This window comes from Phytobacter diazotrophicus (assembly GCF_052061655.1).
Classification (GTDB): Bacteria; Pseudomonadota; Gammaproteobacteria; order Enterobacterales; family Enterobacteriaceae; genus Phytobacter; species Phytobacter diazotrophicus.
The window spans coordinates 4227133-4247869 of record NZ_CM125428.1 but is presented as its reverse complement, the minus strand read 5'-3'; the positions used below and the strand labels follow the sequence as shown (position 1 = coordinate 4247869).

The following is a 20737-nucleotide window of genomic DNA, read 5'->3' as shown; positions in this document are numbered from 1 at the left end:
ATCGATACTGAATGACGCATGTGTTATGACGAGCGAATTAAAGGACAAATGCATTGGATGGCGACGTCGACTCGACAATGGTATTGGTCAGCCTGCCTAATTTCTCAATAGCGACTTCGACACAATCACCTTCATGCATGAATAAAGGCGGATTGCGTTTTTTACCAACACCACCCGGTGACCCCGTAATAATGACATCGCCAGGGCTGAGCATCGTGAAGGTGCTGATATAAGCAATGAGATCGGCGACTTTGTGAATCATGCTGGCAGTTGAATCATTCTGCACCAGCATGCCATTCAAATACGTCTGAATGGATAATGCGTGCGGATCGGGGATTTCATCAACGGTCGTCATGTAGGGCCCGAATGCGCCGGTCTGACGCCAGTTCTTACCGGCAGTAAACCATGCGTGCTGCCAGTCGCGAACGGAACCGTCCATATAACAGCTATAGCCCGCTACATGGCTTAACGCATCGCTACGATTAATGTTCTCGCCCGCTTTTCCGATGATGACAGCCAGTTCGCCTTCGTAATCAAATTCCTCCGTAAGATTCGGTTTGATGACTGGCCGTGCGTGGCCCGTCTGCGAATCCGGGAAGCGAATAAATAACGTTGGCGCGTTGTTGGTTTCGGAGAACTCCTTTCTTTTTTCTGCATAGTTCATTCCCACGCAAAAAATTTTCCCAGGCTCCTCAATAACCGGTAAGAACGTAATATCTTTATCTGTAATATCCGCCGGGTAGTCAACATATTGCTGGGCGACATCGAGAGCATCCCATTGCAGGAGTTCTTTTAATGTTGGATATTGCTGACCAATTTTTTGACCAAGGTCGATAATACCTGCTTCGGTATAAATACCGTAGCTTTTACGACCGTGATGAATGTAACTTGCAAGTTTCATAATGACACCTAATTCTGGCTTTTAAACTTTATTTACTCACGCCAGTTGATGGCGTGAGTGGTATATCGATTGCGGTTATTTTGACGTTTCTGCAGGCACCAGATTTGCTTTCGCGCCGGAGGCAAGATGTGTCGCGACAATCATACCCAGTACCAGCAGAGCAATAATAAATGCGGTCATGCCTGCCCAGCCGGTTGAGTGGAAGACGAAACCGTTGAGGAAGCCAATAACAGAGCCACCCATGTAGTAGAAGAATAAATAGAGGGCGACGGCCTGCCCGCGAGCATGTGTGGCATTCTTACTTACCCAGCTCAGACCGATGGAATGGCAACCGAAGAAGCATGCCGTGAAGATGACGGCACCCATGATAAAGGTGATGACGTTAGAGGTTAGCGTCAGCAACATCCCCAAAGACATGATGGCAAACAACACGCGAAGCACATTCATGCTGCCATATTTCGCAGAGAACCGCCCGGCCTGTGGCGCCGTGAAAAAGCTTAACGCAAAGCTGAAAGAGAGCAGCCCGGCGTTGGCAGGGGAAATATGGAACGGCTCACCCTTAAGGAAGAAGGCCAGATAGTTGTAGAGAGAGGTGAAAGTACCAAAAATGATAAAGCTGATAACAAATGCCAGAGCGAGTTTTTTATTTTGGAAATGCGACGCGGCGCCCTTCACGACACGTAATACATTCAGGGTTTCCGTCGGTTTGAAGTTTTTGGAAGCGGGCAGAATAAAGTAAACCAGTAGCGCAACAACAATCAGGCTTGCCGCAAAACCGTAGAAAATCGTGTTTATGGAAATGTGTTCAATCAACTGGCTGGCCACGATACGGCCCGACATTCCACCCATTGAGTTGCCAAACACAAAGTAACCGGTTACCACGCCAGCAACGACCGGGGCCACTTCTTCGCTAATATAAGCCGTTGCCGCAGCGGCAATGCCGCTCAGCGCCAGGCCAATAACGGCACGTAACGCCACCAGCATCGCCCATGACTGGACCAGCGGGCACAGAATAGTGAGTAACCCGCCCAGTAACAAGGAGACAATAATCAGGCGTTTACGGCCATAATGATCGGAAAGTGTACCCGTGAACAACAGACCAATGGCAAGCAGGGCAGTTTCTGCGGAAAGAATGATACTGACCTGACTGACGGGGACATCATATTCAACCGCGAGAACAGGTAACAACGGTTGAATGAAAAATAAAGACGCTAATTCAGCCAAACCTGACAAGGCTAAAGCAAAGATGACACGGATGTATTGACTCGCTGTTACATCGCCGGAACCGCCTGAAATATTTTTAACGTTCGTTATAGCCATAATATCCTCGACATTATTTTTCTGGTACAGAGCTTCTTAGCCGTTACAGGCTAAAGGTATTAATCGGTAAAACTTCTAAAAGGCTGGCTGATGTTCAGATAACTTCCGCTAAAGCGATTTCCGGAACATAAACACTACCCTCAAACAATTTACGGGTCGTTCTGATTACAGCAGCACGGGTGTTTTCGATTTTATTTCCGTCTTTTAATAATGAGACTGTAATTTTTCCGCTTGGGTGTTCAATATTAACAATATTGGTAAATGCATCTTTCGGTTGGTCACTAATGATTTTCTGGGCAACAGAGCCATCAATGATGGTTGCTGTTGAAATACCAATAGATCCGGTAATAGCCAGCGATTTATGGCAATTATGCGGCATGAAATAGCGAACCTTAATCGTGCCGCCTGCCGTAGGTTTGCTCAGAAGCACAGGTTTGGGAATCACTTTGTCGCTGACATCGCCAAAACCCATGGCCTCGCCAGCCTTGCGACGGATTTTTTCAAGACGTTGCATAAACGCCAGATCGGCTTCCAGCTCCGCAGGGGATTCACCACCGGTTTTATCCATCTGCTGTGCATCGATTAAGATCATCGGCATCGCCATATCAATGCAGGTGACTTCCACTCCGTCAAAAACATCCGTTGTGTTACCGGTCGGGAGTAATTTACCGGTTTTACAGCCTGCGGAATTGAGGAACGTTAAACCGACCGGCGCTGCGGCGCCAGGCACGCCATCAATTTGCGTGTCACCCTCATAACACACCTTGTAATCAGGGGTTTGCACTTCGGCGTCAACAAATGTTCCGGTGTTGAGATTACGGATGCGAACCGTGGTGACTGGGTTTTTTGCCGCAACCAACCCTTTTTCAATCGCAAAAGGGCCAACCGCACATAACATATTTCCGCAGTTGGGCGTGGTATCCACACGGCGCTCTTTCACCATGACCTGGGCAAACAGATAGTCAATATCCGCATCCGGGCTCTCTGAACGGCTCACAATCGCCACTTTACTGGTTTGCGGGCTGCCGCCACCGATGCCATCAATTTCCAGCTCATGGCCGGCACCCATCAGCGCCAGCAGAACCGCATCACGTTCCTGAACATCGGTGGGCAAATCGCTTGCCAGAATAACGGGTCCCTTAGAAGTACCGCCGCGCATCAGTACGCAAGGTATGTTGAACATAGGTTTTCTCTTTCCACACATTAAATGATGCAGTAAGCGTCCCATATGCGGATAAATAACTCTAATGTCAAAAAACGAAGGATTAATGCGTTTTACACATTAATAAACTGTCGGTTACGATGGTTTAATAGCGGGGTAAACGTGGGGGGATAAACATGCAGCATGAATTACAGGGTATTCAAGCGTTTGTTAAGATTGCGGAAATTGGCTGTTTCACAAGGGCGTCACAATTTTTACACATCTCCCAGCCTGCCTTAACAAGGCGAATAAAAAAGCTTGAGGAGAGTTTGGGCACAACGTTATTTGAGCGGTCGACCAGACGAGTAAAACTGACCGCCGTCGGGCGAGATTTTCTGCCTAAGGCAAAGAATCTCATCGATTTTTATGAAAGCTCTATTCTCAGCATTAAAGAGATGGCAACGCATCAAACGGGGGTTATTACGCTCTCCTGTTTACCTACCGCCGCGTTCTATTTCTTGCCCTCCGTTATTCGTGATTACAATGAACATTACCCGAATATTCGCATCCGCATTCTTGAGCATAGTGCCAGCGACTGCCTCGAAGCCGTGCTTAATGGCGACGCAGATTTCGGCATAAATATGATAAACATCACACATCCTAATATAGAGTTTACTCCTCTGGTGAATGAACCCTTTGTTCTGGCCTGTAAACGCGATCATGAACTCGCCAAAAAATCGCTGGTGATGTGGGAAGATCTTGCCGGGCTCCGACTTATCGGCGTCCGCAAATCGAGCGGCAACCGGCTCCTGATCGACCAGGCGCTCGAAGGGTTCGACTGGCAGCCGAACTGGTTTTATGAAGTCAGGCATCTCTCTACATCTCTCGGGATGGTGGAAGCGGGTCTGGGGGTTGCGGTTGTCCCCAGCCTGGCAATGCCTACCGATGAGCATCATGTGCTGGTTAGCCGTCCTCTTATCGAACCCGTTATCCGAAGAACGCTTGGCTTAGTGTTAAGAAGGGGGGATTCATTGAGCCCGGCGGCCGAGAAATTTCGCGAGATGTTGATGAAGTTATGGTCGCAGGATAAAACCAGCCCATGGATTGGTAAATTCAGTCATTAAGCGCAAGGGGAGTGGCTGCCGGGCATGGGAGTGTCAGAAACGGGTGTTTGCGAAGAGTAGCGATGCGGTGCTGCTCTTACGCGTCACGGACACCTTCATGTTGTAAAACACTGCGGTGTCCGTGACGTTATTGAGGATTCAGATGTTCGTTCTTATGCCCGGTCTGACTCACTGCGCTCTGGCGGGGATGAGCTTTCTTGCAAAATCTGCGTGGGTGCTTTCTCGCCGTACTGTTGTGCCAGGAAGCGTGAAGTGACTGACCACCTCATTAAGGATTTCGGTTCTGGCATTGAGATTATTGGCAGACGTCGTCACCTGTTGGACAAGTCCGGCATTCTGCTGTGTCACTCTGTCCAATTCCGCAACCGCATGGTTGAGCTGTGAAATCCCCTTACTTTGTTCATCGGAAGCCAGTGCAATCTCGCCGATAAGCGTATTCACGCTGGCGACGTTCCCTTTCACCTCTGTCATCGCCGCACCCGCAGCATCGGTAATCTCTTTGCCCTCATGCACCGAAACGATGGCTGATTTTATCAGGGCCTCGATTTCCCGTGCGGCCGTTGCGCTACGCTGGGCAAGGGAACGCACTTCTGTCGCCACCACAGCAAAACCGCGCCCCTGTTCACCCGCTCGCGCCGCTTCTACTGCTGCGTTAAGCGCAAGGATATTGGTCTGGAAAGCAATGCTATTGATGGTTGAGGTGAACTGGCGAATCTGCTCAGAGCCGTCCGCGATACGGTTCATGGTGCTGGCAAGATTCTCAACCAGTTCGCTGGCTTTTTCCGTCGTTTCTGCGGTCGTCACTGACAGGTCGCGAACCTGGCGGGCGTTATCCGCGTTATGGCTTACCGTTGAGGTTAACTCTTCCATACTCGTCGCCGCCTGTTCCAGAGAGGCCGCCTGCCGCGTGGTGCGGTTTGCCAGGTCACTATTGCCCGCCGCGATTTCGCTTGCTTCGCGATGAAGCGCGTCACTGTTTTCGCTTATCGCGGTGACCGTCTTAAGGAGGCTGTGCTGCATTTCCCGCACCAGGGGGATCATCTGGCCGACGCAGTTACGTCCAATATCTTTCGGCTCACGGGTAAGGTCACCCTGCGCAATAATCTGGAAGTATGAACGAATATCGCCAACCGGTTTAACCAGATGGATGACCAGATAACAGTCGCAGAAGAGGACCAGGCCGCCGAGCGCAAACAGCGCAATGAGCAACACGATATTCAGTCGCTTACCGTCAGATGAATTCAGCGCATTGTCGAAAACGGCATGCTGTGTCAGGTCTTTAATACGCGCCGTGACTTCTGTTTGCCAGTTAGCGGAGGTGTCCGATAACGCCTGGGACAGCGTTGTCCATTCCGGGCCCGCCGGGATTTCATTTTTAAGCGCCTGTTTTTCAGCATCTGTGCCATGTTGTAAAACCAGTGTGGCGTGGGCGAGGAAAAGGGCCTGTTGTGTCTGCTCCGCATTCTGCTCGGTGTTCTTGTTCATGTTGTGCGCTGTGTAAGCGGCATAACCGCCTGTGGCGGCGATAAGTGCAAATGCCGTGAGCAGGATGCACAGGACAACGCGGCGGATGGTGAAGTTTTTTAAAGAGTTCATAGTCGCGCTCTGTTTTAGAGAGGTGGCATAGGGCGTAAACGGTACGCAATATAAATCGCTCGATATTAAGTAGTGTGCGATTTAGTTGGAGTCTAACAGGAGTGCTGATAAATAAATACAGGAGAGAAAGAAATAATTTTGCGAAGAAACTATATACATCTTGCTTACAAAAACCGTGGCGCAAAATGTCCGTTGTTTTTTATAGGAATATGCGAAACGCCCAAACTTTAATCGTTTATTCCTTGCTCAACGATAGGCGTTACTGTGGTGACAGGAGCGATCGGCCTCTTCTCGCTTCTCTGTTGGCGATGCCTGCCCTGGGCCAGACATCGCCGGTGCGTTTACTGCTCCATCACCAACACCACTTTCCCGATATGTGCGCTGGCATCCAGCATCCGGTGTGCTTCGCTCGCCTGGGTCAGTGGAAAGGTTTTAAAGACTTGCGGCTTCACCGACCCGGTTTCAATTAACGGCAACACGTTTTTGGTGAGGGCATCAATCAGCTCCGCTTTTTCCTCTGCCGTACGTGAACGCAGTGTGGAGCCCAGATGCGTGAGCCGTTTGCTGAGCATAGGGAACAAATTGACCTCTTTAGCCACGCCGCCAATCACGCCAATCTGCACAATGCGACCGTTCATCGCGGCAGCGGCATAATTACGGGCAACGTAATCCCCGGCCACAATGTCGAGAATAATATCCGCGCCATGCCCGTCGGTCTCACGATGAACGGCATCCACGAAATCTTCCTCTTTATACAGGATGGCGGCATCCGCCCCCAGTTTCAGGCTGGCCTGACGATGCGCTTCTGAGCCGACCGTGGTGATGATTTTCCCGGCGCAAAAGGCTTTTGCCAGCATGGTTGCCGTCGTGCCAATACCGGATGCGCCGCCATGAATCAGGATAATATCGCCCGCTTTAAACTGACCGCGCTGGAACATATTGAGCCAGACCGTCATAAACGTTTCGGGTAACGCGGCAGCTTCGGTCAGGCTAAGTTCAGGCGGTAAGGGCAGGATATTGATTTCATCCGCCACGCAGTATTGCGCATAGCCACCGCCTGGGATCAGCGCGGCCACATGATCGCCCGGCTTAACACGGTGTACTTTGCTACCGATGGCCACGACCACACCGGAAACCTCCAGACCGGGGATATCTGATGCGCCAGGCGGTGGTGCATATTGCCCTTTGCGTTGCATCACGTCAGGACCGTTGACGCCCGCCGCGGCAATCTGAATCAGCACTTCATTCTCTTTAGGGCGCGGTACCGGGCGCGTTGTTGGTTTCAGCACCTCCGGACCACCGGGCTCTGTAATTTCGATGGCAGTCATGGTGTCGGGGATCACGTTCGTTTGTTCAGACATAATTTCTCCTCAGTCCGTGCGTTTTAGCGATGCGACGGCGTTGATGTACTGATTAAAAGATGGGCGCACAGCGCCGTAACGGCAAAGAGTGCCCCGGTCAGCGCCAGTCCGTGCCAGCCGAGTGAAGCTGATGTGGTGGCCGCAACCGCCGTTCCCGTTGCGCCGCCAAGAAAATAGCTGGTCATAAACAGGGTATTAAGGCGGCTACGCGCGGTGGCCGAAAGCGCGGTAATGCGACTTTGATTCGCTACCAGACCCGCACGGTTACCGATATCGATCATCGCCATTGCCACGATAAGTAACCACAGATGTGAAGCACCGACGCCTACCAGCGCAAAAGCCGCCACTAACAGCAGTGCGCCAGCGAAAAGCATCTTGCCAGAACCCACACGGTCGACCGTGCGGCCAATCGTCGGGGAAGCCAGCAGACCGGCGATTCCGACGAAACCAAATGCCCCCACGGCGTCCGGGCCAAATTCATACGGCGGGCGCGCCATCAACATAGCGAGCGTAGACCATAATGCGCAGAAGGCGGCAAACATCAGAAATCCCGTAGCGCAGGCGGCGCGAACGGTGGGTTCATCTTTAAACAGAGCCCACAGTGATGACAGCAAGGCGGTATAGGGGAGTGATGTGGCCTGCGTGGTCGACGGGAAGCGGAGGATAATTACCACCATCACCAGTACATCGATGGCGACGGCCAGCAAAAACATCATACGCCAGCCCTCACTGGCACCGACAAAACCACTTAAGGTGCGGGCAAACAGTAAACCTGCAGAGAGGCCGCTCAACAGTGTGCCAACAACCCGTCCACGCATGGCCGGATCGACCAGACCTGACATGGTGGGGATAATAATTTGTGCGCTCACGGCACTGGCGCCGACGGCGAAGCTGGCAAGTTTTAACAGGTTAAAATTGGGTGCGACGCCTACCGCCAGCAGGCTAACCATATTGCATGCCAGCAGCGCGATGATGAGTCGTTTACGATCGACCCGATCGCCGAGTGGAACGAGCAGGAACAGGCCGCTGGCATAACCGAGTTGCGTCAACATGGCAATCTGGCCCGCCTGCGCATCGGAGCGCCCGAAGGTTGCCCCCATGCTGGCGAGTAGCGGCTGGTTGTAATAAAGCGTTGAAACTGCAAAGGCGCAGGCCAGGGCCATCATAAAAACAGTGGTGGCCGAGAGCGGCGCTGACGATGAAGAAGAGGTAACCATGGTGGCATCAATCCCGTATCAAGAGTTGCCACCACTCTATACGGCATGATGCAGGATGATAACGCCGTTTCAGACGCAACATCTTTGCGCATTATGCAAAGATGAAGTTCAGGGTTCCCAGACAGGCGGTGTGCCGATGGCCTGGCAAAGTGCCGCATTAAAGGCGCGGACTTTGGCACCGGGCTGTGGCAGTGCGCGCAGCAGATGAATGCGCGACGGGGCGGCATTCCAGGGTTCGTCGTCGAGCGAAAGACGCGTGAGTGCGCCCGCTTTCACATCCTGGCCGACAATCCATGTGGGCAGAAAGGCGATGCCCATGCCCGCCAGTGCCGCGCTGCGTAAGGCTTCAAAATCATCGCAGCGAAAGAATACCCCGGCACGTTGCGCATCGCTGTGCGAAAAACCGGGGATCTCCTTCCATCCCAGCAGGTCGGTACCGTGCAGTTTATCGAGCAGACGGTGCGTGACCAGTTCGCCAGCATTGACCGGCTGGCCTGCACGCGCAAGGTAAGCGGGGCTTGCCACCAGCAGGCGTGTCAGCGGCGCGAGCGTCATGGCGATGAGTGTGCTGTCCGGCAGATCGCCCATGCGAATCATCACGTCCAGCCGCTCTGTGACCGGATTGTAAAGCCGTTCGGTGAGATCGAGTTCAACGCGCAGCGCCGGGTGTTCCGCTTCCAGCGCTGCGATGACCGGCAGAACGTACCGCTTACCAAAAGAGGGCAGACACGCGATGCGCAGGGTGCCGGACACGGAAATATCAAACGCTGAGACCTCCGCGTGAACATCAGCCAGCTCATCAAGCAGGCGCAGCGCCCGTTGGTAGAGCTTCTGCCCCGAATCAGTCAGCGTCAGTGAGCGCGTTGAGCGAATAAATAACGCGACACCCAGCTCATGTTCCAGCGCATCAATTTGCCGTACCACGGCAGACGGGGTTTGTGCACGCTTACGCGCAGCAGCGGAAAAGCTGCCGCTGCGCACGACATCGGCGAAGACAGAGAGATATTCGGCAAAATTGGGTGTTATCATCTTTGCGCATTTCGCAAAATTATTCACAATGTGCACAACATATCACGCTGCGTGCCGATGTGCTCGTTGCCTTACTGTTCGATGAATGATTGCTGCTCACCCGCGCAGGTTTTTTTGCCTGTTACCCATGCCACTCCCATCGCCACGGCCAGCAGTAAGAGCAATAGCGGGGTAAAACCGCCTGTTCCAATGTGTTGTAACACCATGCCCCCCAGCACGCCGCCGCCGGCAATCGCCAGGTTCCACACCGTTACCAGCATTGATTGTGCGATATCTGTCGCCGCTTTCGCGCGGATCACCATCGCGGTCTGAAACAGGGTGGCGGCCCCGCCAAAGGCCAGCCCCCACAGCGTCACCGCGACCCAGACCGTGGAGGCACTGCTCGCATTCAGTTGCAGTAGCAGGGCGGCCAGCATAAACAGACCAACGCTCAGCACGGTGAGTCGGTGCAGGTGGCGGTCAATCAGTGTCCCCGTTACCGCGATACTCACCAGTGAACACAGACCAAACAGTAGCAGGACAGCATCCGTTCTTGCCGTTAACCCTGCGGGGGCCAGAAACGGCGAAATATAGGTATAGAGCAGGTTATGCGCCAGCACGAAACAGAGCACCAGCAGCAGGACGCCGCCCACGCCGGGCAGTTGTGCGACGCGGCGTAGCGATAAGCGCTGTTGTACCGTAGCCGCGCCATGATCCGGCGCGCTCAGACGCAGGACGATGATCAACAGCAGCGACATGACGCTAAGCATCGCAAAACAGAGTCGCCAGCCAATCAGGTTACCCACGAAAGTGCCGATGGGCACGCCAATGGAGAGCGCCAGCGGTGTGCCTGCCATGGCAATGGCGATTGCTTTTCCCCTTTTATGGACGGGGGCCATCGAGGCGGCGAACCCCGCCAGCAGTGCCCATAGAATACCGGCTGCGATGCCAGCGATCCCGCGCGCAGCGAGCAGTAGCCAATAATCGGTGGCAAAGGCGGTGACGGTATTTGCCAGCGTGAACCCGGCGAGCGTCAGCAACAGCAGGCGGCGGCGTCGCCACCCTTGCAGTAACGACATTAGCGGGATGGCGGCGATAAACGAGCCGATGGCATAGACCGTCACGCTTTGCCCGACCGCCGCGGGCGTGATGGAGAGATCGTCTGCCATGAGCGTCAGCAACCCGGCAGGCAGCGTTTCGGTGACAATAGTGACAAATGCCGCCATCCCCAGCGCCAGCAGCGGCAAAATGGGCAGTCGTTCCGCGCCTGTCATGATGCCTCCCGCAGGCCGTGGTAGACCGCATCGCGCAGATCATTCACAAACTGTCCCGACATGCCTTCATACAGCGTATTGCTAAAGGCCACTACGCTGAGTGCCTGCTTCTGGTCGACAAACCAGGCGTGGCCGTAGGCGCCACCCCAGCGCCAGGTGCCGGGGGATTCCGGTGAGGCGGCGAGTTGTGGATCGCGAAGAACGGAAAAGCCCAGTCCAAAGCCCACGCCGGGGGCGTCCGGGAGTTCATGTGGCGCAATCTGATCGCGGCCCATTTCCGCTACCCATTCGGGGGCCAGCAGGGAACCACCACCGCTGCGCAACGTTTCAAGCAGGCGCATCACATCGCCCACGGTGCCGACCATTCCCGCCCCGCCCGACGGGTACGCCTGGCTGTTGTAGACCCGTGACGGGTTGTAGCAGATACCCACGGTGTTCTCAAAAGGGGCTGCAAACTCACCCTCTTGCAGGCGGTGCGGCTCCGGCTGGTCATTCACATAGGCGGTGGCAACCTCTTGTTGTGGGGCTAGCGCGAAGGCGGTGTTGTGCATGGCCAGCGGCCCGGTAACCAGCGTTTTTATCGCCACATCCAGCGGTTGACCCTGTACCTGCTCAATCACCGCCCCCAGCACATCGATGGCCAGCGAATAGCACCACGCGGTTCCCGGCGCATATCGCAGAGGGACCGTGGCGATACGACGGACGTTTTCGTTAAGCGTTACCCCGGATGCATCCATCCCATCAGAAACCCCCGCGCGGGCGTAGGGGCCGTTCGCATCCTCTTCAAGGAAGCGGTAACCCAGACCGGCGCTGTGGCTCATTAACTGGCGCAGCGTGATGGTGGCCTGGCCGCCATTCGGCAAGGGCGGGGTAAAGTCAGGCAGGTAGCGGGTGATGGCCTCATCAAGATGCAATTTCCCCTGCTGAACCAGCACCATCGCGGCGGTGGTCACGATGGGTTTACTGACCGACGCAAGACGAAAACGGGTATTGAGCGTCATCGGGCGCTGCGTTTCCCGGTCGGCATAGCCCGCCGCCTGGTGATAAAGCGTTTGCCCACGGTGGGCGATCATGACTTCCACGCCCACCAGGCGGCGCTCATGCAGTGCCTGACGGACAACGCGTTGAATGAAATCGTGCATATGTTCTCTCCTCAGTGTTCAACGTTTCCACAGTAGAAGCTTCGCGATTGCGGAAAAAGAGGGGTATATTTCATGACACTGCGGAGATAAATGTCCGTAATGGCGAGGGTGTATGGAAAGTCTTAACGGGTTTGTGGTGTTTGTGCAGGTGGCGGAGATGCGCAGCTTTGTGGCCGCCGGGCGTAACCTTGGCGTGTCGGCCTCGGCGGTTGGCAAGAGCATCGCCCGTCTGGAAGATAAACTCGGTGTACGGCTGTTTCACCGCAGCACGCGCAGTATCACGCTGACGGCAGAAGGGCATTTACTGCTGGAGCGTAGCCGACGCATCCTCGCGGAAATTGAGGCCGCACAGCAGGAACTCACACAGGCGGCGGAGCATCCTGTCGGACGTTTGCGGCTCAGCTTGCCGCTGGTGGGTTCGCTGGTACTACCCGTACTGGGTGATTTTATGCGCCAGTACCCGCAGATCCAGTTGGATCTGGAATTTACCGACCGCATGGTGGATGTGATTGCCGAAGGCTATGACGCCGTGCTGCGCATCGGCCCGCCAGCGGATTCACGGCTTTCTGCCCGCAAACTGGGCCACTTTCGTACCGTGGTCGTGGCATCGCCGGCGTATCTGGCCCGCTGTGGTGAACCGCAAACCCCTGCGGATCTTACGCGCCATGCCTGTCTGCAATACCGTTTTCCCTCAAGCGGTAAACTGGAGCGCTGGGTGATGCGTGGCAACGAGGCGGAAAACGAACTCGCGCTTCCGGCGACCATGGTATGCAATAACATTGAAACCCGCGTCTGCTTCGCGCTACGTGGGCTGGGCATTGCCTGGTTACCTGACTTCGCCATTCGCGAAGCGCTGGAAGAGGGCGCGCTGCGGGAAGTCCTGGCCGATTACGCCAGCCACACCGGCGTGGTACATCTTCTGTGGCCTGCCAGTAAGCATCCCTCGCCAAAGCTACGTGTACTGATCGATTTTCTTAGCGCGCGGATCTTTCCTCCAGCAAAGTAAAAAGCGTCATCAAGTCAAAAAGAGCCACAGCCATGCGCGCAGAGTACAGTCTGGGGGAGAGTGTTATGTCTTGCTTTTTGACTTTTTACAGACTTTTTTATATTTTTTGCATCATGATTGATCCTTGCAGGGTCTTTGGTGATGTAGCACTACGTCTTTTTTTGCCTTTTTCTCCTTTCCGATACCCTTCTGCCCTACCTTTTTCTCAACACTGCCAAAAACCAGTCGTTTTACAGTTTAAGGCTTACCTTTGTTCTGGTTTTTTATCGTTTATTTATTGTTTTTAATGGGTTATTTCCTTTTTTTTACCATCTTATTGAAAATGGTTATCAGTTGGTTGTCTGGCGCGTTATTGATTACTTAGGTGACTATTTGATGTCTTTAGAAAAACTTTTTAAAGTTATGAAATATTTTAAGACAAAAATATTAGTCTTTTCAAAGTCATCTCTAAAACTCATGTGTAGCTAATAAAGAAACAGTTGATAAGTCTTTTATATGTCTGTAGGATTCGCGACATTGAAGTCTTGATTAACTCTGGGGCTAGCGAGATTGTCTGTGCCTCATTTTCAATTTAACGAATGATGGTAAGCACATAATGAAACGTAATACGGTTGCCAGATTGACGACCCTTGCCGTGCTGGTGGGTTCGATTTGTTCTGTGAACGCAACGATCTACCCCGGCACAGTTGAACAATACGTTGCCGATATTCAGGCCACACGGCATGACCTCAACCAGGCCGCAGATGTGAATCGCAGATATAAAAACACCCATAACCAGATAGCGATGCTGACCGACGCGGAGATCAAAGAGTGGTCTAACGCAGGGCAGACGATGAATATTGCGTCCAGACATATGGCTGACTTGCAGGCGGTTACAGGGTTCACGCCTGTTGCCAAACCTGTACAAATCCCGCAGCCGATCAAAGCGCCGACGCCGATTCCACAGGCAGTACCGAGCGTGCAGCAACTGACGCCGCAGCCGATGAAAGCGCCGACGCTGACTGCGCAGGCGGTTCCGAGCGTGCAGCAGCAGACGCCGCAACCGATGAAAGCGCCGACACTGACTCCGCAGGCGGTTCCGACAGTGCAGCAGCAAACCCCGCAGCCGATGAAAGCGCCGACCCTGACAGCGCAGGCAGTACCGAGCGTGCAGCAGCAGACGCCGCAGCCGATGAAAGTGCCGACCCTGACGGCACAGGCGGTTCCGGGCGTGCAGCAACAGACGCCGCAGCCGATGAAAGTGCCGACGCTGACTGCGCAGGCAGTTCCGAGCGTGCAGCAGCAGACGCCGCAACCAATGGCCGTGCCGACACCGATTCCGCAGGCAGTTCCGAGCGTGCAGCAACTGACGCCGCAGCCGATGAAAGCGCCGACCCTGACGGCACAGGCAGTGCCGAGCGTGCAGCAGCAGACGCCGCAACCGATGGCCGTGCCGACCCTGACAGCGCAGGCAGTGCCGAGCGTGCAGCAGCAGACGCCGCAACCGATGGCCGTGCCGACTCTGACAACGCAGGCAGTACCGAGCGTGCAGCAGCAGATCCCACAGCCGATGGCCGTGCCGACCCTGACAGCGCAGGCAGTACCGAGCGTGCAGCAGCAGACGCCGCAGCCGATGGCCGTGCCGACTCTGACAACGCAGGCAGTACCGAGTGTGCAGCAGCAGAAGCCGCAGCCGATGGCCGTGCCGACCCTGACAGCGCAGGCAGTACCGAGCGTGCAGCAGCAGACGCCGCAGCCGATGGCCGTGCCGACTCTGACAACGCAGGCAGTACCGAGTGTGCAGCAGCAGAAGCCGCAGCCGATGGCCGTGCCGACCCTGACAGCGCAGGCAGTACCGAGCGTGCAGCAGCAGACGCCGCAGCCGATGGCCGTGCCGACACCGATTCCGCAGGCAGTGCCGAGCGTGCAGCAGCAGACGCCGCAACCGATGGCCGTGCCGACTCTGACAACGCAGGCAGTACCGAGCGTGCAGCAGCAGACCCCACAGCCGATGGCCGTGCCGACCCTGACAGCGCAGGCAGTACCGAGCGTGCAGCAGCAGACGCCGCAGCCGATGGCCGTGCCGACTCTGACAACGCAGGCAGTACCGAGCGTGCAGCAGCAGATCCCACAGCCGATGAAAGTGCCGACCCCGGTATCGCAGGCGGTTCCGACCGTGCAGCAACAGACGCCACAGCCGAACACTGTTTCAGCACAGGCTCCACATGCATCAGTGACAGTACCGCTGAAAACCTATCCGCAGACCACTGTGTCAACGATGCCTGTACAGACTGTTATCACCGGGACGAAAGTGACCACCCTCAATGGTCAACCTTCCGGGACGCCGCAATCTGGCGGGAATATTCAGGTGATTAATGTTGTGGGGCAGCCGGGTAAAAATGGCACCAACGGTACGAATGGTACGAATGGTACGAATGGTAAGAACAGTGCGACGACCTTAACGGTTAATGCCTGGACGGTCGATACGACAGCGCGAACCCAGATCAGCCGCAACAATACCGCCATTTACAACAACACCACCAACATTTACCAGAACCGTAGCGCTATCTCTGCGAACCGTTCCGCGATTGCGGCTAACAAACAACGTATCGATCAGAACAGCAAAGATATCCATGAAAACCGTAAAACGATCAACCAGGTAGGAGCGATGTCGCAAGCGACCAGTAACCTGCATTATGCCGGCCACCAGTCCGGGTATGCGGTGGCGGTGGGTGAATATGACAATGAAACTGCCGTTGCAGGCGGCCTGAACTTTGGTCTGACGGCGAAGACCTCGGTAAGCGTGCAGGTCTCCTATGACGGTAATGCGACAGGCGGCTCTGTCGGTTTATCGGGCTCCTGGTAATCACCCCACGCCAATAGACGGGCGCAGTCACGATAAGCGTTATGGTAACGGATAGATGGAGAGAGACGTTTAATGAAGTTACCAACACGTATGAACATCGTGACGGGCGCCCTCCTGGCGCTCTGCGTGACGCAGGCTTATCAGTTGTTTTTCGTCTCAGATAATTTAAGCGACTCGGGCTGGGAGGCGAGTGATTCCCACTCGCCGATTCTCAAAAGTATGCTGGCCCTTAAGCATGCACTAACGTTTGCAACGGATAGCGACGAGATCGTGGACTATAGCGGGTGGTTTGTGGAAGACCAGAGCGTACAACACGTCGACCCCACGCCATGCGAAAACAGTCTCCAGCGCCCGGAAGCGGGCACCTTAAACAGGATATTCGCCGCTGAAACAGACGTCTGTGACAATCCTATTTATCGCGACTCTTCTGGCTGGCATTACAACCGAATTATGTTCAGGCCCCATGAATCCAAACGACTTGCAACACACATTCAAAACCGGGTTTGCAACATAAAAAGAAAGGAATATCAGTAAGATGCGTAACATTTTAAGTGTGATTATATTGGCGTTTATGGTGACGGGGTGTATGACATCTGTGCCCACAAAGTCTACTCAGACCCACAGTGAAGAAGCGGCTACCGCTGCAGCTTCCGTTCCTGCGCAAACGTCTGTGCTGCGTCGCTGGTCCGGCTACGGCATTACCTTTGAGTATGTAAGCAAAGAAGAGGCGTTTATTGACGGTCAACGCGCCGACATTATCGAACGGGAACCTGGGGCAACGGTTTACCAGTCAGGCGACAAGACGGTGATTCACTATTTTCCTGAACAAAAAGCGTATTACAAACACGGTACAACGCTGGTTGGCTATCTCAAGTAAGGTCTGCTGATGAATAAGAATGAACGTTTTAACCAGTTAAATGCCGTTTCAGCGCTTCTCGGTGAGGAGACGCTGGAAACGGTATTGATGATGGACTCCCGCTTAATGATGCTCCCGCTTGATGGAATGGCGTCGATTACCGTCACCCTGACCTCGGTCGAGGGGGTATCGTTGACGGCAAAGCGCTCAGGAAAACAGCAGGATGTGCGCTGGCGTGTTAAGACGTAACACAGCGTGTTTTCCCGAGTCTATCAACGCGTTCCCCCATTGATTATTGATAACGCCATTCGTCTGTTTATTTGATAGCTGCGTATAGCGCTTTTTCGCAATAGCTCATCCATTTAAATACTTTGTTATTTCCGGCTTTTTCTCCCATCGTCGGCACAGAAAAAGGCTGAAAAAGGGCATTGAGTGGATGGCAAAAAGTAAGGCGGTTTACCTACACGAGCAGCAGCGCGCGTTTATCCGGCGGCTGTCCGGTTCCTGGCTGTGGCGCAGTGAATTTCCGACCTGGGCATTGATAGTCGTTATCTACGGTGGCTGGTTTGCCACGCTGGCCTGCCATGAAACGCTGGGTTTATTGCCCGCCACGTTACTGCTTATCTGGTTTACCGCCTGGTATATGTCATTGCAGCATGAACTTATTCATGGGCACCCCACGCGCTACCCGTGGGTCAACCAACTGCTGGGGCTGATGCCGCTGGCCGTCTGGTATCCGTATGGGTTGTACCGCGATTCTCACCTTGCGCACCACCGCGCCCACCTGCTGACGTTGCCGGATGACGACCCGGAATCCTACTACTTTTCTGCGCATCGTTGGCAGCGTTTACCCCACTGGCAGCGCCGCCTTATCCAGTTACGTAATACCTTTCCGGGGCGTTTGCTGCTGGGGCCGCTATTCGACATCGTGCAAATGGTGGCGGGTATGATCACGGCATTTCGCACCCGCCAGCGTGATGCTATTGCGATGTGGCTGGTTCACGGGCTGTTATTGGTGGTGACCTTTGCATGGATTGTCCACTGCGGCTTTTCGCTCATCTGGTTTCTGCTGGCGGTCAGTTATCCGGCGCTGGCGCTCACCAAAGTGCGCTCGTTCCTGGAGCACCGGGCAGAGAAGGACCCGCTGGCCCGTTCGGTGATTAACGAAGCCGCCTGGCCCTGGCGCGTGTTATTCCTTAACCTGAACTATCATTCTGTGCATCACGACTTACCGGGCGTCCCCTGGTACGGATTGCGTACGGTCTACTTATACGATAGCGCCGGTTATCAGGCACGCAACGGGGGATTTGTGGTGCGTGGGTATGGCGTATGGCTGCGGCGTTTTCTGTTCCGCGCTGTCGATGTGAACGCGCATCCGGGGTTTACCGCGAGCAATAACAATCATGCGCCATGAAATTGCTTTTCCAATGTACGACTTGCACCGCCCGGACACCCTGGCGCTGATTCACGCCGTGAGTGAACGGCTGGCGGCGAAGGGGATTACCGTCAACGCGGTCTGGCCGCAAGAGGCACTGCTTTCCCACTGGCGAAGTGACGCCCTCTTACTAAGCCAGACCTGTGGTTTTCCGTTGGTCACGCAGTTGCCCGATGTGCAAACGGTCGGCTGCTTTCATTATTCTGCCCCCGGCTGTGACGGCTTTCACTACCGCAGCCTGCTGGTGACGCGCGAGGAAAACACCCGGCAAACGCTGGCGGATTTCCGTGGCCGCGTGGCGGCCTGCAATAGTGTGGACTCCCAGTCGGGCTACAACGCATTACGCAAAATGGTGGCACCGCTGGCAGAGGGCGGGGCGTTTTTCTCATCCGTGGTATTGAGCGGTAGCCACCGACAATCACTGGTGGCGATTGGGCAGCGAAGGGCGGATATCGCGGCCATTGACTGCGTGAGCTGGGCGTTATTAGCACGCCATGAACCTGAGCTGCTGGCCGGACTGGTGGTGATTGGCTCAAGCCCGCTGGTCCCAGGGCTTCCACTTATCACCGCAAAACAGACATCGGCACAGAGCCTTTTACTCCTGCAGGAGGCATTATCTGAGCTGGTCAACGATGCGCGTTACCAGGCGGTCTGCGACGCATTACTGATAACGGGGTTTAGCCCGGTTGCGCGCGAGGCTTATTCCCCATTGCTGGCCTGGCGCGATGAGGCGGCGGCGCTGGGTGTAACGCAGTTATAGCCTTGCGGACAACACAGGGCGTTTTACGTCTGCACATTCAGTGTTAACCTCGCTTTTCCTTACTGTGCAGAAGGTTTCCCCGGTGCCCATTGACACTGTTTTTGCTTTCCTGTCCGGGGGGCTTTTTAGGGCTGGCCCTTAAGCTGGCGATGACGCAGCGCTAACCTCAAGCCTCATCCGCTTAATAAAGTCTTCTGCAGGCAGTGGACGGCAGAAATAGTAACCTTGCATGAAATCGACATCTTTTGCGCGCAGGTAATCTACCTGTGCCTGGGTTTCAACCCCTTCGGCAATCACCTTGAGACGCATTTTTTTTGCCAGATCAATGACGCTTTCCACCAGGCGAGTATCGGTATTGTTGTCTATCTGGCTGACAAACATCTTGTCGATTTTGAGAAATTCAGGCTGCAGCGCGCAAATATAGGCGAGGTTTGAATAACCGGTGCCGAAATCATCGAGCGCCACGGATATGTTGGCGCGACGCAGTGCGGCAAGCCATTCGTTCAGTTGTGGCGTGACATGCAGCGGATGCCGTTCGGTCACTTCAACCACGATATGGCGTTTTTTCGCCTCCAGATTGTGCATCATGTCGCTGATATCAATTTCAAAATGCGGATCAAGGCAATTTTGCGCGCTGATATTAATGCAGATATAGAGTCCATCGGGAAAGTGATGGATAGCATTCTGAAAATCGGCGGTGATTTGCTGCATCAGCAGTCGGGTTAATGGGCCAATCAGATGATGCTGTTCGGCCAGCGGAATGAAAATATCAGGTGAAACATAGCCATACGTGGGGTGTTTCCACCTGGCGAGTACCTCAAACCCGGCGATCTTACCCGTGTCACCTTTAAAGAATGGCTGATAAAACGGATGGATCTGCCGTTGCGTAATCGCCTGCTGTAACGTCTGGAAGGGCGATGTGAAATAGCCCATCAGTCGCCAGAAGAGATAGCCGCACATTGTTGAAACCAGCAGGGCAAACGCGAGTATCGATGTGTTTTCCGCAATAAAGCGATACAAGGGGATCGCCATGGGGTATTGCCAGGCGACCGAAACAGGGAAGGTCGCCGACCTCAGGTGCATAAAGTGGTCGTTGTCTCCGGAGGCATAAATAATACTGCCGTCACTCCAGACCTGTGCGCCGCCAATTTGCAGATACATATTTCCCTGCACACCATCAAGATTAAAGGCATTGTTAATAAAAGAGGCGCTGATATTGACCAGTAACGTATTGTTTTGAATATTGGCGAGATAATAAAGGGTTGGCATATCAAACAATAATGTTTCAACGGGTGCATCTGTTGTGCCGATATGTGAAAACAGCCGTTGTGGAATTATTTTTCTCTGGGCCGCGGTCAATGAGGAGCAACCAATCGTATTCCCTTGCACAAAACTTATCGCCTGAATATGGGGGAAATGGTTCAGCAAAAACGCCTGTTCACGAGAGAGGCTGCCACTGCATATGACCTGTTGCGCCTGCAGGCTACTTTTGGCGGCATCGCTGGCTTCGCCCAGCAACTCCTCGGTATAGGTGAGGATGCTTTGTGCCGCGACGCGGGCATTTTCCCGTTCTGAATGTAACTGGTGCATAGCGATCAAACTGAGCCCTGATGCCAGCAAGACCAGTGATAAAAATACAGCGGCTATTAATTTCACCGTGCCGGTCATCACGACGAAACCAAAATAGGTTTTCTGTTGCAGTTGCGAAAACAACGTTGCTGCTTTAATCAGGTTTGGCATAGTCCGGTATC

At 54.2% G+C, this 20737-nt stretch carries 18 protein-coding genes; 8 read left to right on the top strand and 10 right to left on the bottom strand.

Annotation, left to right across the window (positions count from 1 at the left end):
• Positions 1–37 precede the first annotated feature (37 nt).
• From ACS0RQ_RS20735 to ACS0RQ_RS20725, 3 genes are all read right to left on the bottom strand, one after another.
• Positions 38–901 (bottom strand): fumarylacetoacetate hydrolase family protein, encoded by an 864-nt coding sequence (locus tag ACS0RQ_RS20735; RefSeq protein ID WP_271850253.1) that lies wholly within the window; start codon positions 899–901, stop codon positions 38–40.
• A gap of 75 nt (positions 902–976) precedes the next feature.
• Positions 977–2221, bottom strand: a complete 1245-nt coding sequence (locus ACS0RQ_RS20730) for an MFS transporter (protein ID WP_271850252.1) — start codon at positions 2219–2221, stop codon at positions 977–979.
• 94 nt (positions 2222–2315) lie between these two features.
• The gene (locus ACS0RQ_RS20725) at positions 2316–3404 is read right to left on the bottom strand and encodes a 4-oxalomesaconate tautomerase (RefSeq protein WP_041852323.1); all 1089 of its coding nucleotides are present in this window, start codon (positions 3402–3404) and stop codon (positions 2316–2318) included.
• A gap of 155 nt (positions 3405–3559) precedes the next feature.
• Between ACS0RQ_RS20725 and ACS0RQ_RS20720 the strand changes: the two genes are divergently transcribed.
• Positions 3560–4486 carry a LysR family transcriptional regulator gene (locus ACS0RQ_RS20720; RefSeq protein WP_052249353.1) on the top strand — a complete coding sequence of 309 codons (927 nt, stop codon included), beginning with the start codon at positions 3560–3562 and terminating at the stop codon, positions 4484–4486.
• Positions 4487–4654: 168 nt separating this feature from the next.
• On the opposite strand, the gene ACS0RQ_RS20715 is transcribed toward ACS0RQ_RS20720, so the two are convergent.
• The 6 genes from ACS0RQ_RS20715 to ACS0RQ_RS20690 form a co-directional block, all read right to left on the bottom strand.
• Entirely contained in the window at positions 4655–6082 is a 1428-nt protein-coding gene (locus ACS0RQ_RS20715) for a methyl-accepting chemotaxis protein (protein ID WP_271850251.1), read from the bottom strand.
• Between the two features lie 341 nt (positions 6083–6423).
• Complete coding sequence (locus ACS0RQ_RS20710; protein WP_271850250.1) at positions 6424–7443, bottom strand: NAD(P)H-quinone oxidoreductase; 1020 nt, start codon at positions 7441–7443, stop codon at positions 6424–6426.
• 23 nt (positions 7444–7466) lie between these two features.
• Positions 7467–8660 (bottom strand): MFS transporter, encoded by a 1194-nt coding sequence (locus tag ACS0RQ_RS20705; RefSeq protein ID WP_271850249.1) that lies wholly within the window; start codon positions 8658–8660, stop codon positions 7467–7469.
• Positions 8661–8768: 108 nt separating this feature from the next.
• Positions 8769–9689 (bottom strand): LysR family transcriptional regulator, encoded by a 921-nt coding sequence (locus ACS0RQ_RS20700; RefSeq protein WP_271850248.1) that lies wholly within the window; start codon positions 9687–9689, stop codon positions 8769–8771.
• Positions 9690–9760: 71 nt separating this feature from the next.
• The gene (locus ACS0RQ_RS20695; protein WP_271850247.1) at positions 9761–10942 is read right to left on the bottom strand and encodes an MFS transporter; all 1182 of its coding nucleotides are present in this window, start codon (positions 10940–10942) and stop codon (positions 9761–9763) included.
• Positions 10939–12084, bottom strand: coding sequence for a serine hydrolase domain-containing protein (locus tag ACS0RQ_RS20690; RefSeq protein ID WP_271850246.1), 1146 nt, complete (start codon positions 12082–12084; stop codon positions 10939–10941). Before ACS0RQ_RS20690 ends, ACS0RQ_RS20695 begins: the two co-directional genes overlap by 4 nt.
• A gap of 112 nt (positions 12085–12196) precedes the next feature.
• On the opposite strand from ACS0RQ_RS20690, the gene ACS0RQ_RS20685 reads away from it, so the two are divergent.
• The 7 genes from ACS0RQ_RS20685 to ACS0RQ_RS20655 all read left to right on the top strand — a co-directional run bounded on the left by ACS0RQ_RS20685 (position 12197) and on the right by ACS0RQ_RS20655 (position 18986).
• Positions 12197–13090, top strand: a complete 894-nt coding sequence (locus tag ACS0RQ_RS20685; RefSeq protein WP_271850245.1) for a LysR family transcriptional regulator — start codon at positions 12197–12199, stop codon at positions 13088–13090.
• A gap of 595 nt (positions 13091–13685) precedes the next feature.
• Positions 13686–15935, top strand: a complete 2250-nt coding sequence (locus tag ACS0RQ_RS20680) for a YadA C-terminal domain-containing protein (protein ID WP_499079232.1) — start codon at positions 13686–13688, stop codon at positions 15933–15935.
• 72 nt (positions 15936–16007) lie between these two features.
• Entirely contained in the window at positions 16008–16469 is a 462-nt protein-coding gene (locus ACS0RQ_RS20675; RefSeq protein ID WP_271850242.1) for a hypothetical protein, read from the top strand.
• A 1-nt stretch (position 16470) separates the two neighbouring features.
• A complete protein-coding gene (locus tag ACS0RQ_RS20670; RefSeq protein WP_271850241.1) occupies positions 16471–16812 on the top strand; it encodes a hypothetical protein in 342 nt (113 codons plus the stop codon).
• Between the two features lie 9 nt (positions 16813–16821).
• A complete protein-coding gene (locus ACS0RQ_RS20665) occupies positions 16822–17040 on the top strand; it encodes a hypothetical protein (protein WP_132439418.1) in 219 nt (72 codons plus the stop codon).
• A 187-nt stretch (positions 17041–17227) separates the two neighbouring features.
• On the top strand, positions 17228–18205 hold the full coding sequence (locus ACS0RQ_RS20660) for a fatty acid desaturase (protein ID WP_271850240.1): 978 nt from the start codon (positions 17228–17230) through the stop codon (positions 18203–18205).
• Positions 18195–18986, top strand: coding sequence for a phosphate/phosphite/phosphonate ABC transporter substrate-binding protein (locus ACS0RQ_RS20655; protein ID WP_271850239.1), 792 nt, complete (start codon positions 18195–18197; stop codon positions 18984–18986). The genes ACS0RQ_RS20660 and ACS0RQ_RS20655 overlap by 11 nt, the downstream gene beginning before the upstream one ends.
• A gap of 138 nt (positions 18987–19124) precedes the next feature.
• On the opposite strand, the gene ACS0RQ_RS20650 is transcribed toward ACS0RQ_RS20655, so the two are convergent.
• On the bottom strand, positions 19125–20726 hold the full coding sequence (locus ACS0RQ_RS20650; protein ID WP_271850238.1) for an EAL domain-containing protein: 1602 nt from the start codon (positions 20724–20726) through the stop codon (positions 19125–19127).
• Positions 20727–20737: the final 11 nt, after the last annotated feature.

Bases quoted from the DNA above. Each gene is read 5' to 3' on its own strand.
- ACS0RQ_RS20735 (WP_271850253.1), bottom strand. From the start codon at position 901: ATGAAACTTGCAAGTTACATTCATCACGGTCGTAAAAGCTACGGTATT.
- ACS0RQ_RS20730 (WP_271850252.1), bottom strand. From the start codon at position 2,221: ATGGCTATAACGAACGTTAAAAATATTTCAGGCGGTTCCGGCGATGTA.
- ACS0RQ_RS20725 (WP_041852323.1), bottom strand. From the start codon at position 3,404: ATGTTCAACATACCTTGCGTACTGATGCGCGGCGGTACTTCTAAGGGA.
- ACS0RQ_RS20720 (WP_052249353.1), top strand. From the start codon at position 3,560: ATGCAGCATGAATTACAGGGTATTCAAGCGTTTGTTAAGATTGCGGAA.
- ACS0RQ_RS20715 (WP_271850251.1), bottom strand. From the start codon at position 6,082: ATGAACTCTTTAAAAAACTTCACCATCCGCCGCGTTGTCCTGTGCATC.
- ACS0RQ_RS20710 (WP_271850250.1), bottom strand. From the start codon at position 7,443: ATGTCTGAACAAACGAACGTGATCCCCGACACCATGACTGCCATCGAA.
- ACS0RQ_RS20705 (WP_271850249.1), bottom strand. From the start codon at position 8,660: ATGGTTACCTCTTCTTCATCGTCAGCGCCGCTCTCGGCCACCACTGTT.
- ACS0RQ_RS20700 (WP_271850248.1), bottom strand. From the start codon at position 9,689: ATGATAACACCCAATTTTGCCGAATATCTCTCTGTCTTCGCCGATGTC.
- ACS0RQ_RS20695 (WP_271850247.1), bottom strand. From the start codon at position 10,942: ATGACAGGCGCGGAACGACTGCCCATTTTGCCGCTGCTGGCGCTGGGG.
- ACS0RQ_RS20690 (WP_271850246.1), bottom strand. From the start codon at position 12,084: ATGCACGATTTCATTCAACGCGTTGTCCGTCAGGCACTGCATGAGCGC.
- ACS0RQ_RS20685 (WP_271850245.1), top strand. From the start codon at position 12,197: ATGGAAAGTCTTAACGGGTTTGTGGTGTTTGTGCAGGTGGCGGAGATG.
- ACS0RQ_RS20680 (WP_499079232.1), top strand. From the start codon at position 13,686: ATGAAACGTAATACGGTTGCCAGATTGACGACCCTTGCCGTGCTGGTG.
- ACS0RQ_RS20675 (WP_271850242.1), top strand. From the start codon at position 16,008: ATGAAGTTACCAACACGTATGAACATCGTGACGGGCGCCCTCCTGGCG.
- ACS0RQ_RS20670 (WP_271850241.1), top strand. From the start codon at position 16,471: ATGCGTAACATTTTAAGTGTGATTATATTGGCGTTTATGGTGACGGGG.
- ACS0RQ_RS20665 (WP_132439418.1), top strand. From the start codon at position 16,822: ATGAATAAGAATGAACGTTTTAACCAGTTAAATGCCGTTTCAGCGCTT.
- ACS0RQ_RS20660 (WP_271850240.1), top strand. From the start codon at position 17,228: ATGGCAAAAAGTAAGGCGGTTTACCTACACGAGCAGCAGCGCGCGTTT.
- ACS0RQ_RS20655 (WP_271850239.1), top strand. From the start codon at position 18,195: ATGCGCCATGAAATTGCTTTTCCAATGTACGACTTGCACCGCCCGGAC.
- ACS0RQ_RS20650 (WP_271850238.1), bottom strand. From the start codon at position 20,726: ATGCCAAACCTGATTAAAGCAGCAACGTTGTTTTCGCAACTGCAACAG.